Annotated in this window: 9 protein-coding genes; all 9 read right to left on the reverse strand. The window is 42.1% G+C overall.

Annotation, left to right across the window (positions count from 1 at the left end; all coding sequences use genetic code 11):
• Positions 1 to 22: 22 nt before the first annotated feature.
• Complete coding sequence (locus IJI01_RS07390; RefSeq protein WP_292188098.1) at positions 23 to 3,118, reverse strand: ATP-binding protein; 3,096 nt, start codon at positions 3,116 to 3,118, stop codon at positions 23 to 25.
• An 11-nt stretch (positions 3,119 to 3,129) separates the two neighbouring features.
• Positions 3,130 to 4,464: an ABC transporter substrate-binding protein gene (locus tag IJI01_RS07395; protein WP_292188099.1), complete on the reverse strand. Its 1,335-nt coding sequence runs from the start codon at positions 4,462 to 4,464 to the stop codon at positions 3,130 to 3,132.
• Positions 4,465 to 4,494: 30 nt separating this feature from the next.
• Positions 4,495 to 5,001, reverse strand: a complete 507-nt coding sequence (locus tag IJI01_RS07400) for a flavin reductase (protein WP_292188101.1) — start codon at positions 4,999 to 5,001, stop codon at positions 4,495 to 4,497.
• A 28-nt stretch (positions 5,002 to 5,029) separates the two neighbouring features.
• A complete protein-coding gene (gene greA, locus IJI01_RS07405; protein WP_292188104.1) occupies positions 5,030 to 5,533 on the reverse strand; it encodes a transcription elongation factor GreA in 504 nt (167 codons plus the stop codon).
• A gap of 92 nt (positions 5,534 to 5,625) precedes the next feature.
• Positions 5,626 to 6,489, reverse strand: a complete 864-nt coding sequence (gene fba / locus IJI01_RS07410) for a class II fructose-1,6-bisphosphate aldolase (RefSeq protein ID WP_292188107.1) — start codon at positions 6,487 to 6,489, stop codon at positions 5,626 to 5,628.
• Positions 6,490 to 6,578: 89 nt separating this feature from the next.
• A complete protein-coding gene (locus IJI01_RS07415; protein WP_292188110.1) occupies positions 6,579 to 8,669 on the reverse strand; it encodes an alpha-glycosidase in 2,091 nt (696 codons plus the stop codon).
• Positions 8,670 to 8,871: 202 nt separating this feature from the next.
• Positions 8,872 to 10,740 carry an ATP-dependent zinc metalloprotease FtsH gene (gene ftsH, locus IJI01_RS07420; RefSeq protein WP_442861680.1) on the reverse strand — a complete coding sequence of 623 codons (1,869 nt, stop codon included), beginning with the start codon at positions 10,738 to 10,740 and terminating at the stop codon, positions 8,872 to 8,874.
• Positions 10,741 to 10,771: 31 nt separating this feature from the next.
• On the reverse strand, positions 10,772 to 11,296 hold the full coding sequence (gene hpt, locus IJI01_RS07425) for a hypoxanthine phosphoribosyltransferase (RefSeq protein WP_292188113.1): 525 nt from the start codon (positions 11,294 to 11,296) through the stop codon (positions 10,772 to 10,774).
• Positions 11,289 to 12,668 (reverse strand): tRNA lysidine(34) synthetase TilS, encoded by a 1,380-nt coding sequence (gene tilS, locus IJI01_RS07430; protein ID WP_292188116.1) that lies wholly within the window; start codon positions 12,666 to 12,668, stop codon positions 11,289 to 11,291. Before tilS ends, hpt begins: the two co-directional genes overlap by 8 nt.
• Positions 12,669 to 12,783 lie beyond the last annotated feature (115 nt).

Genomic DNA, 12,783 nt, shown 5'->3' on the forward strand with positions numbered 1-12,783 from the left:
TATTATACGGATAAAATAAACCTTATTTGTTCTTAAACTCAAGGATTGTCTTCTCAACAACCTTGATATCAATAGGCTTTGTCACATGCGCATTCATTCCAGCATCAAAAGCAAGCTGCACATCATCCGCATATGCATTAGCAGTCATAGCTATGATAGGTATTCTCTGAGCCCAGTCTGTCTGGATACTTCTGATGGCAGCTGCTGCCTCATATCCGTTCATAACCGGCATCTGAATATCCATGAGGATCATGTCATAATCGCCCTCCTTGGCCTTCTTAAACAGCTCTACAACTTCCTGTCCGTTTACGCCTCTTGTTACAGTTGCTCCGAACATATCCATTAGTTCAATAAGGATATCTGCGTTGATATCATTATCCTCCGCTGCAAGGAAGTGCATTCCTTCAAGAGGATTTGTAGGCTCCTCTTCCTTCTCGGCATTCATCTTGGTCACATCTTCAATTGCCTGCTTGAGATTCGTGACAAATACAGGCTTTTGCAGAATATCATTGCAGCCTGCTGCCTTAAGAGCATCTGCGTTCATCTCATAATTATCAGTAACAGCAAAGATAAGGCTATTATTCTTGTTGTCCCTTGCCCTGATATTCTTAACCAGCTCCACCACCGTGGTATCATCGATAGTTTCATCAATAAGTATGAAGTCGTAGTGCTTATTATCCGAGCGCATTTCATCAACATACTTAAGTGCCTCACTTCCTGTGAAAGCCCTTGTAACATCCAGATCCTCGTTGGCATATGCCTTCCGATGTTTCTCATCTTCTGCCTTGTCTCCATTAACCACAAGCATCGTGTATATTCCATTGGCTTTCCAGAAATCGACGTCTGATTCAATAGCTTTAAGTCTTAGGTTAACAATAAAGGTACTTCCTTTGCCTTCTTCTGACTCAACCCTGATAGTACCGCCCATGAGCTCAACAAGACTCTTGGTAATAGCCATTCCAAGACCTGTTCCCTGAATGGTTTTGGTCGCCCCCTTCTCTTCGCGGGAGAATGCATCAAAGATCTTATCTTTATATTCAGGCTTCATACCAATTCCATTATCCTTGATTGTAAAGGTAACGTTCTGGAAGCCCTCTGATGAAGATGAAGACTCAATAATAGAGAATTCAATCCTGCCACCCTCCGGAGTATATTTGATCGCATTACCCAGAATATTCATCAGGATTTCATTGATCCTCTGCTTATCTCCCATGAAGATATCATGCTGAAGGCCTCCAACAGTCACAACATACTCCTGGTTCTTATTCTTGGCCTGGAAGCTGATAACAGAATTAATTTCCTCCAGCAAAAGACCTATTGGCATTTCTTTAATATCCAGAGTAGTCTTACCACTCTCGATCTTACTCATATCCAAAACATCGTTGAGCATAGATAAAAGATTCTGCGATGCAAGGCTGATCTTATGCGTATACTCTTTTACCTTCTCAGGTTCGTCTGCATGCTTGTCTATCAGAAGGTTAAAGCCTGTGATGGCATTCATAGGAGTTCTGAAATCGTGAGACATATTTGCAAGGAAGCTTGTCTTGGCCTTATTAGCTGTCTCAGCGGCATTAAGAGCTTCCTGAAGCTGATGATTTCTCTTAATCTCCTGAGTTCTGTCATAGAGCGCAATGGCAGTTCTTTTACCACCGTCATCAATAGTAGTAACAGTAATTCCACGATAGTAGAGATGCTCACCGGTTCTTACATTTTCTAGCTGAATTTCATCCTGTATGAACGCCTCGCCAGTATCTCTGCACGTCTCAAATACATGTTCAAGCGTTATACCGTCAGTTTCCTCTGATTTATGTACTCTGTTAAGGGCTCTGATATCTTCCTTAACATCATTTAATGGAATTCCCAGCACATCCTCAACATTCGAGGTGACAAAGCTTGGAACATAACTATCTCCATCCACAACTGCCAGAATATCGTTATTTCTCTCAACCACGAAATCGAACAGCCACTCTCTATAGTGGATATCGTTATCCTTGAGCTGAAGATCCTTCTCGTTACGCTCATTGATTTCCTGCACCATAGCATTTAGCTGACCAGCCATTCCTACCATGGCTGTGGACAACTGTCCAATCTCGTCCTTATATTTGTCTTTATCCTGAATATCAAAATTACCTTTCCTTACCTGCTCGGCCATGTCATTAAGTCTGCTGATTCTGTTACTGAATCTTCCGGCATAAAACGACGCAACAATGAATGCCAGAGCAAAAAGAACTATGGCAATTACTGTATCTGAGAGCAGAATCGACATTACATCTGCTGTAATCTCAGCTCTATCTACGTAGTAAAAGAGCTTCCAGGAATTCTCGAATGTCTTGGATGAGGACAGGAAATAACCTTTGCCCTCAGCAAAGGCATTATTCATGAAATCAATGCCATATCCCATGGCAACTTTACAGATTTCTGTATCAAGTGCCTTATCTGCGATTCTCTTGTGGATTACAATATTTCCATCTCCATCAACAATAAGAATTCCGTTATCCAGATATCCTGTACTGCTAATAGATGAAAAGAAAGTCTCATTCTTAACTTTTAGGACAACGACACCGACCAGTTTAGATGAGCTTCCAATATCAAGAAGCGCCTTTATAACATAAACACCACCCTGTCCATCAGTAACCCACATGGTGCTATAGTCCTGGGAGCACAGCTCATACCACTTCTTTTCCAGATCAGTCTCTGGCCTGTGCGTAAAGTCGCCAAGGTGATCTTCTGATATAAGCTCAGAATAAATATTTATGGATTCAATTCTCGTATCACTACTAAGGTAATACCAGATAAGAGGCTCGATATTTTTGCTTAATTCAGATGAAAGGGCATATGGATTACTGTTTGCGTGTTCAAGCGTTTTTCTAAGGTTCTCCTCATAGGTAAAAAACTTGACGATATCTGACTTTCTGTTACAGTTGCTTTCAAGCTCATTGGCAATAACATCAGTATTACCTTCCATGGCAATCTGCGTTTGCTGAATCAGATTTTTTCTGGCTACAACATACATGTAAATTCCCAGAAAGACGATAGGCGTAACAATAAGCACAGCCAGTATTACCCTCAGCTGCGTTTTGATACTATATGTCCATTGTCCCTTTTCTTTTGCACCCATATACGCTCCTCTTAATCTTCTCTTAGAAGCTGCTTCACTTCGTCATCTATATTTTGAAATGCCACTTCTATTGTCCTTTCTCCAAGTACCACCTGTTGAAGCTCATATCCAAACTTCTCATAAATCTGACTACTGTTATTACCCCATTGATTCCACGGCATTACTACCCTGTCTGTACTGGTAAGTGCCCTGATCTCGTCGAACTCGTCCGGATTATCAAATATTACATTTTTCAGATAGGTCTGACTTCCCTGTCTGTCAGACCACAGTGCTCTCTGTCCTTCTTCCGTTGCTATCTTGCCAACTACAGCCATAGCAAAGCCTTTATTAGGGTCAAAAGAATTAACTGCAAAGCCACAGTTACAGCCGCCTATAAGAACAGCCTTTCCTACACTGTCGCTTGAAAGAGCCATTGTTCCCAGTCTTATGTCCGGGTTCTTTTCTTTGATTCGGTTATAATCTGATAATCCGCCCAGATACAAAAAGCTCTTACCAGCTGCAAATTCCTCTATTGCTGCTGTTTCATCCATAATACACATATCCCTTGTATATATCTTATGGATGCACATATCCTGCCATTTATGCATATATGGCCTTATTTCTTCATAAAATGTAGTCTGACCATAGGCCATTTTGCTTCCAAACTTTTTACCCTGATCGGTATTAAAGTAACCTGATGAAAGAAGGGCAAGCGCTGTATCTGCAACCTTATCAGAATCCTTAAGACCTGCAGATAATGGTTTTATTTCCATGTTGTTTCGCATGTAATCGCACAGGTCAACAAGGCTTGAATATGACAACGGAACCTTTTGTCCGCTCTGCTCTAATATATCTTTATTGTAAAAGAGACACTGAAAATCGCTGGTACTTGGGACCGCATATATTTTGGTTCCGTACATAAAGGCCTCTTTTCCCTTATCTGTGAAATTCTCACAGTATAGTGTCAGATCCTCGATATACCTGTTTTTAGCATGCTTTTTAGCCATAGATGGTGTCATCATAACAATCTCTGTGGCTATCTGTGACGAAAGCTCCGCATCTATTATGGATTCGTAGCTATCCTTGGATATGTATCTGTATTTAAATTTATATTTTGGGAATTCATCGGCAAGAAATGCCATGAGATTCTTGACGCAGGATTCATCAAGCCATCCTGAAATCTCTATAGTAGAAGCAGAGTCATAGAATTCTAATTCCTCTGAAACATTGTTATCATATTCCTCTAAAATTTGCGTATACTTATCAGAGCGTGGATCTGACTCTCCGCAGCCAGATAACACGCCTACCGCCAATAAAATCGTGCTAAGCACACAGGAAAAGATATTCTTAGGTCTTTTAGTTCTCATATGCCCCTCATAAGCACATTTTGTACTAACTTATCGCAATAATACCTTTTTTATCTCTCCCACGTAGATCACATAATCATTAACTTCTTTCGCTTCAACCTCCGGTAAGATGCTCTCTATAAAGCCGTCCCTACCTATCTCCTTCCTATACAGTACCTTACAGACGATAACATTGTTAGCTTCCTCAATGTATGGTACCCCTTCATAATATCCCACATTGAGTCTTGCACCCTTTAATTTGTCCTCATCTTTTCCAGATACAGCTTCAAGGTACTTGATAGCACCTCGAAATTCTTCGTGATCTAAAAAACTAAGCGAGTATTCTCCAGCAGCATCAATAAGCTGCTTGGTAAAACGGTTGTTTCGGACACAGATAAAGGTAACTCTTTTGCCCCACATCTGACCAACTCCGCCATTTGATGCCGCAGTGGTATTAACCCTTGTTTCATCTCCTGCCGTTACCAGAAATTTCCTTCCGCTAAAAACGTAAGCGCCGTTTTCAACATCCTCTGGTTTAAAGTCCTGAAATACTCGCATATTTACCTCCGTAAATCCCGAAAAAACATCAGAAATCTCTAATTCTGTCTTCTTCTGTGAGTCCTGTGTTTTCAATCTTGGTTATCGTTATTTCATAACTATAATTATCGCTTACTTTAATATTAACACGGTCTCCTACCTTATGTCCAAGTAATTGTTTGCCCAGTGGAGATTCAATACTGATGAGGCCTTTAAGGGAATTCTGCCTCATTGTGGTTACTATTTTGTAGGTTTCCTCACTGCCATCTTCTTCAATGCGAACAGTTACGGATTTATTCATTCCTACCTGATCCTCTGTTGTGTTATCATCGATAACTTTGGCAGTCTTAATCATCCTCTCAAGGAATCTTATTCTGCTCTCGTTCTGATTCTTGGCTTTTTTGGCAGCGTAATACTCGAAATTCTCAGAAAGATCTCCCTGTGCACGAGCTTCTTTTACGTGCTCGAGGAGCTCTTTTCTGACAACAACCTTGCGGTGTTCGATCTCTGCCTCCATGTCCTCAATATCTTTTCTGGTTAATTCGTTGTTCATTGGTGTTCCCCCATAACAAAGTTAAGTATATATAAACAGCAAAGGGCGAAGCCTTACGGCCTCGCCCCAATTTACTCCTAAAACAAATCGCATCAAGCCTTGCCAACTGATCCGAAGAGTTCCATCTTCTCCTTAACTGTAGCCTTGATAGCTTCAGCACCAGGAGCAAGAAGCTTACGAGGGTCAAAGCCCTTACCTTCAAGATCCTTACCAGCCTCAACATACTTACGAGTTGCATCAGCAAATGAAAGCTGACACTCTGTATTAACGTTAATCTTGGATACACCAAGTGTGATTGCCTTCTTGATCATGTCTGCAGGAATTCCTGTGCCGCCGTGAAGTACGAGAGGCATAGCTCCTGTCTTCTGCTGGATAGCATCAAGAACGTCGAATCTAAGTCCTGGCCATCCTTCTGGATACTTACCATGGATGTTACCGATACCAGCTGCAAGCATATCTACGCCAAGATCAGCGATTCTCTTGCACTCGTCTGGATCAGCACACTCGCCCATACCAACAACGCCGTCTTCCTCGCCGCCGATTGAACCAACCTCAGCCTCGATAGAAAGACCAAGCTGATGAGAAACGTTTACAAGCTCAGATGTCTTAGCAACGTTCTCTTCGATGTTGTAGTGTGAACCATCGAACATGATAGATGTGAAACCAGCCTTGATGCACTTGTAACATCCTTCGTATGTACCGTGGTCAAGGTGAAGTGCAACAGGAACAGTGATTCCAAGGCTCTCGTCCATAGCCTTAACCATAGCTGCAACTGTTGTGAAACCTGTCATATATTTACCAGCACCCTCTGAAACACCGAGGATAACTGGGGACTTAAGCTCTTCTGCTGTAAGAAGTACTGACTTAGTCCACTCCAGGTTGTTGATGTTGAACTGGCCTACTGCATAGTGGCCTTCTTTTGCTTTTACAAGCATGTCTCTTGCGGATACTAACATTGTTTTTCTCCCTTGTTTATGTAGTATTGATGGTTATTTCCATTATATACTTGTTGCCTGAAAAAATAAAGTTAATCATTTCACAAGCATCAGGCAAAATCAAAGTAGTTATCTGCCCAGAACTCGTCATCTGTCACAGGTGCAAAGCTGTTGTACCTGAGTACAGTTCCAGACCTGCGTGAAAGAGTCAGTGTGAGCACACCATCTTTAACTCTGACTGTTGAACCATCTGTGTTATAGCCTGTGTAATCGGAAGTAATAAGAGTGCTGAGCTTGGTATCACGTGGAATACCTGTTGGCCAGACTTCTATCTCTTTGGTTACCTCGAAATCATTATTGTTGATTGCCACGATGACAGCTGCAGTTCTGTTAAATCTGCCATAGGCAATGAAATTGTGATCTGCAAGAAGCTCTCTAATAGAACCACTTATAAGCTCAGGACAAGTCTTGTGAATAGCTATCATATCCTTGTGGAAAGCTATCATTTCCTTGTCTTCATGTCCCCAAGGGTAAGTTCTTCTGTTATCAGGATCTGTAAATCCACAGACGCCTGCTTCATCTCCATAATAAATAGTTGGAGCACCAGGCCATGTCATCTGCACAATAACAGCTTCTCTCATGACGCCCTTGTTGATACCAGTCTCAGCAGACTCAGGCAAAAGATTTCCTGTTCTGCCTACCTTCTGCGATGTTCTGGTAAGGAATCTGGAGTGATCATGATTGGAGAGCTCGTTCATCGCTGTATACAGTGAAGACATGCTGAAATTCTCGCCGCCACAATATGACATGGTATCGAAGAACTCTCGGGCATTACCCACACGTGTAGGCTGGAACTCATCTGAGTGCTTCTCCATTCCAGTGAGGAACCAGGTGAGAGGCTCCATAAATGCGTCATAGTTCATGACTGTATCCCACTCACCGCCCTGAAGCCATTCTCCAGCTGGTCCGTAATGCTCAGCCAGGATAATAGCATCTGGATTAGCCTTTTTTACCTCTGTTCTGAATCTGTTCCAGAAGTAATGATTGTACTCCCTTGAATGGCCAAGGTCTGCTGCCACATCAAGTCTCCATCCGTCGGCATTGTAAGGAGCTGAAACCCACTTACGTCCGATTCTGAGGATATATTCCTCAAGCTCTTTGGAACCTTCATAGTTCAGCTTGGGAAGAGTATCATATCCCCACCAGCCATCATAGGATGTATTAAATGGCCAGTTCTCGTTATTAAATGAAAAGAAATTACGATAAGGGCTGTTCTCGGATACATACGCGCCCTTCTCATAGTTATCTTTGGAATTCTCGTAAATACACTCTTTATCCAGCCACTTATTAAAAGAACCACAATGGTTAAATACACCGTCAAGAATAACTCTGATGCCTCTCTTGTGAGCTTCCTCTACAAGCTTGGCAAACAGTGCATCACTTGCCTCAAGGTTCTTTTTGCTGGTAACGCGGTTAATATACATGGTGGACTTGGTATTGTCCTGACCATCTGTATTAAGTTCTCCGCCATCCTCTACGATCACGCCGAAATGTGGATCAATATGATCATAATCCTGTGTATCGTACTTGTGAGAAGATGGTGATACAAAAATAGGGTTAAAATAGATAACATCGATTCCAAGGTCCTGTAAATAATCGAGTTTATCAAGGACTCCCTGAAGATCTCCGCCATAGAACTCTCCAAAATCCCAATTGGCATCAGGATACTGGCTCCAGTCCTCAACCTGAACGCTCTTGTGTCCGTTGTAATAATACTCGCCAGTCTTAACGTCATTGGACTTATCGCCATTGCAGAATCTATCTACAAAAATCTGATACATTACTGCACCCTTGGCCCAGTTTGGAGTAAAGAATCCAGGAAAGATCCTGAATTTCATGCTATCAAGAACAGTTCTACCGCATCCTCTCTTGTCATAAAACCAGTTACCATCATCTGATATTATCTCGAAATAATAAGGAACTGTTCCGCTTCCTGTCTTGACGCCTACGTCGTAATAGTCAAACTCCCCATCTGTTTCTGTATAACGCATGCTGTAACGCTCGTTTCCCCAAACCAGCGTAACATCCACTCTATCATCCTTGGAGCATCTGAATCTTACCTGCGTTTTTCTATTCTTGTCTGGTTCCGCTGGTCTTAAATAGTCCAGGGTCATGTCATGAAATAAAGCTTTAGTATTCATTCTCTTTCCTTAAATGCAAAAAAGACAGCTACGATGCTGTCTTTTTAGAGAAGGTATTTCTTTCTTATGGGGTATAGCAAAAAACTATATAATGTATTGGGGGGTTACGCATATTATACTAACATCCCCCCAAACCCTCGTAAAGACTAATACTTCACAAATTTGTCAAAAACAGCTGTATGTTTTTGTGCACTTTTCACAATCAAATTTCTACTTCTACATCCGTAACGATGTCTTTACCTTCAAAGAGAGCTTCGAACTCTTCTCTGCCAATCTTCTCTTTCTCGATCAGAAGATCAGCACTGCTGTGAAGGACATCCTCGTACTGAAGTATAATTTCTTTAGCTTTTGCATAGCATTTATCGATAATGGACTTAACCTCCTTATCGATCTCCCCCGCCATGAATTCGCTGTGTTTCTTGGAATGAGAAATATCATATCCGATAAATACATCTTCCTCATTCTCGTCATAGTTGATCACACCAAGATTTTCTGACATACCATACTTGGTAACCATATTTCTGGCTTCTGAAGTAGCCTTCTTGATATCGCTGGATGCGCCTGTGGTGATATCGCCAAAGATAATCTCCTCAGCAATTCTGCCACCAAGTGATACCATGATATCCTCAAGCATTCTCTTCTTGGTAATGAACATCTCATCCTTTTCAGGAAGAGGCATTGTGTAGCCTGCTGCCCCAAGGCCTGTAGGAATAATAGATATAGTATGAACTGGGCCCACCTCTGGAAGAACATGGAACAGAATCGCATGTCCTGCCTCGTGATAGGCTGTGATCTTCTTTTCTTTGTCTGAGATGATGCGGCTCTTTTTCTCGGTTCCAATACCAACCTGAATAAATGCCTTCTCAACATCAGCCTGTTTGATAAACTGTCTGCTGTCCATAGCAGCATTGATAGCAGATTCATTAAGAAGATTCTCAAGATCAGCTCCTGTAAAGCCAGCTGTTGTCTGAGCAACCTTTTTAAGGTCAACATCCTCTGAAAGAGGCTTATTGCGTGCGTGAACCTTGAGGATTTCCTCTCTGCCTCCAACATCAGGTCTTGCTACAGTGATCTTACGGTCAAATCGACCCGGTCTCATGATGGCAGGATCAAGGATATCTACTCTATTAGTAGCTGCCATTACGATGATTCCTTCATTAGTACCGAAACCATCCATCTCTACGAGCATCTGGTTGAGGGTCTGCTCTCTTTCGTCGTGGCCACCACCCATACCAGTGCCTCGTCTTCTGGCAACTGCATCAATCTCATCGATAAAGATAATACAAGGAGCGTTCTTCTTGGCATCTGCAAAGAGATCTCTTACTCTTGATGCACCTACACCAACAAACATCTCCACAAAGTCTGAACCTGAAATGATAAAGAAAGGAACTCCAGCCTCACCAGCTACTGCCTTGGCAAGAAGAGTCTTACCTGTACCAGGTGCTCCCTCGAGGAGTACTCCCTTAGGGATTCTGGCTCCAACTCTTGTGAACTTACCAGGATCCTTGAGGAATTCAATGATCTCTGCAAGCTGTTCCTTTTCTTCCTTAAGTCCGGCAACGTCATCCAGCTTGATCTTGTTATCTTCAGCTGTAGACATCTTGGCTCTGCTCTTGCCGAAATTGAGCATCTTGGAGCTGCCACCGCCACCAGACTGCATTCCCATCATCATGGTGTACATGAAAACCATGACTACAAGGCCCACAATAATAGGAATAATACCATTTATCAGAACATTCTCTGAAGGAATGTCCTTAACTTCTAGTCTGACATTGTTATCATTGACCAAAGACTCAATAACCGTAACATCTGTGGAATAAAAAACCACATCGTTCTTGCCGTCTGTAAATGCAACTCTTACAGCACCGGTCGGTGTCTCGGCGTTTGGCATGATCACAACGCTCTTAATTCGCTCTGCCTCTATATCTTTCTGGAGGGAAGATACATTATAAACATCTGCACCAGATGAAAACAGATTACTACTGTACTGGATGACCACTACAAATGCCAGAAGTATCATCGCCACCATTATTATAGAGTTAAAATTCTTAGATTTATTCAAATTCCCCATTGCCCCCTTTTATGAAGCAAACTACTACTGCTTAGTTAAACTCAACAACTCCAATATATGGAAGGTTACGATATCTCTGATCATAATCAAGTCCGTATCCAACAACGAACTCATCTGGAATCTCAAATCCAGTATAATCAACCTTAACGTCTGTAACTCTTCTCTCAGGCTTATCAAGAAGTGTGCAAAGCTTGATGCTGGCTGGTCCTCTGTCTCCAAGCATCTTGATAAGATATGAAAGTGTTCTTCCTGAATCAACGATATCCTCTACGATAAGAACATCTCTATCCTTAAGTGGTTCATCAAGATCCTTGACGATCTTAACAACTCCGCTTGATTTTGTTGAACTACCATAGCTGGAAGCTGACATAAAGTCCATAGTTACAGGAACAGTGATTCTCTTAGCAAGCTCACACATGAAGAAAACTCCACCCTTAAGTACACAAACAAGGTGAACTGACTTGCCCTGATAATCTCTGCTAATCATGTCTCCAAGTTCCTGAATTCTCTTATCTACTTCCTCTTCCTTGAGTAGTACACGTACTGATTCAGCCATTACAAAAACCTCCATTATCAATATTGATTTCTAATATTCTGCCCGTTGTATCGCCTATTTTGTAAGCTCCACTCATTCTGATGCCCGGAGCCCACAAGACATTACTGCCATCCGTCAAAAGATAAACATCATCCCGAACCGCCTTGGGAACCTTTTCATCCGTCATAAGCTTACTGATTTTCTTCTTATGAAGGCCTTCCACATGCTCTAAAAGGATGTAGTCATCTGCCTTTCTGCGCCTAAATACAGCTCTTTGTATTCTATCATAATCGAACCATTTAGTATACGCTGAGGACGGAAATAGTTTCCCACCATTATATTGCAATACTTTGATATGTGCTATACCCAAATTTGGAATCTCATATTCCAGTTCATCGCCCACAGCCAGATTTGACGGTATTTCATACTCTTTGGCCGCATTCGATGAATTTTTTGTGTCTTTAACCCCGATCGTAAGACTATCGTAGCTCCTGACAGCCTCCAGATTATATGGAAGGTCGATAGATGCTGTGCCTGCCGTTCCTTCTGCAATAGCCAGTATCGAATCCACATGAGCAGAGGTAATATCCTTTCTGCTCGGAGTCAGACTTTCAAGACACTTTAGGATGATCGCCGATTTAATAGCATCGTCTTCGCCTCTATAGCTCTTTAGATCAATCTCGACGCAGCCTTCTTTTTCTTTGACCAGCGCCTGATATCTCTTATCTGTTTCATTTTGTATGTATTCATCTACCTTGGCAAACTCTATTGCAGCCCTGCACAGATGCGCAACTGCCTTTTTGTTGACCTCTTTTTCCATCTTGGGAATGAGAATGTTTCTCACAATATTCCTGGTGTGGATATTCTCATCATTGGTCTTGTCATGGCAAAAGAGCTGTCTCTTGTGCCTTAGATATTTCTCAATCTCATCCCTGTCAACGCACAGAAATGGTCTTATTATATTCCCTCTGACCGGTCTGATCGCTCCTGCTCCATGAAGCCCGCTTCCTCTTATGAGATTCATAAGAAGAGTTTCTGCCACGTCGTTCTGGTGATGAGCTACTGCTATGGTAGCTGCGCCATTTTGATCGGCTGTCTCAACGAAGGCCTCGTATCTGGCACGTCTTCCGGCTTCCTCTTCTGTCATCTTCCATTTCTTGGCAAGCTTTGGAATATCTTTTTGGTAAAAAAAGCACTCTATATCATGCTCTTTACAGAAATCCCTGACGAAAGCCTCATCCTGATAAGCTTCTTCTCTGATTCCATGATTGACATGGACCGCGATAAGCCTGATATCAAGGACCTTACGGAGGCTGCAGAGTGTGAGCATCATAGCTGTTGAATCAGCTCCTCCTGAAAAACCCGCCAGTACTGTACTGCCGGGTTCAATCATATTATTTGCTCTTATGAAATCTAAAACTCTGCTCTCGAAACTATTCATATCACCTTGTAAAAATCAAAGCGCAGACTTCATACGTACCTCGTATTGATGCCTGCGCTATGCTCAC

The sequence above is a fragment of the Butyrivibrio sp. genome (assembly GCF_017433805.1).
Lineage (GTDB): Bacteria > Bacillota > Clostridia > Lachnospirales > Lachnospiraceae > Butyrivibrio.

Coding starts and splice junctions, on each gene's coding strand:
- hpt (WP_292188113.1), bottom strand. CDS start 11,296: ATGGCTGAATCAGTACGTGTACTACTCAAGGAAGAGGAAGTAGATAAG.
- IJI01_RS07400 (WP_292188101.1), bottom strand. CDS start 5,001: ATGCGAGTATTTCAGGACTTTAAACCAGAGGATGTTGAAAACGGCGCT.
- IJI01_RS07395 (WP_292188099.1), bottom strand. CDS start 4,464: ATGAGAACTAAAAGACCTAAGAATATCTTTTCCTGTGTGCTTAGCACG.
- fba (WP_292188107.1), bottom strand. CDS start 6,489: ATGTTAGTATCCGCAAGAGACATGCTTGTAAAAGCAAAAGAAGGCCAC.
- IJI01_RS07415 (WP_292188110.1), bottom strand. CDS start 8,669: ATGAATACTAAAGCTTTATTTCATGACATGACCCTGGACTATTTAAGA.
- IJI01_RS07390 (WP_292188098.1), bottom strand. CDS start 3,118: ATGGGTGCAAAAGAAAAGGGACAATGGACATATAGTATCAAAACGCAG.
- ftsH (WP_442861680.1), bottom strand. CDS start 10,740: ATGGGGAATTTGAATAAATCTAAGAATTTTAACTCTATAATAATGGTG.
- tilS (WP_292188116.1), bottom strand. CDS start 12,668: ATGATTGAACCCGGCAGTACAGTACTGGCGGGTTTTTCAGGAGGAGCT.
- greA (WP_292188104.1), bottom strand. CDS start 5,533: ATGAACAACGAATTAACCAGAAAAGATATTGAGGACATGGAGGCAGAG.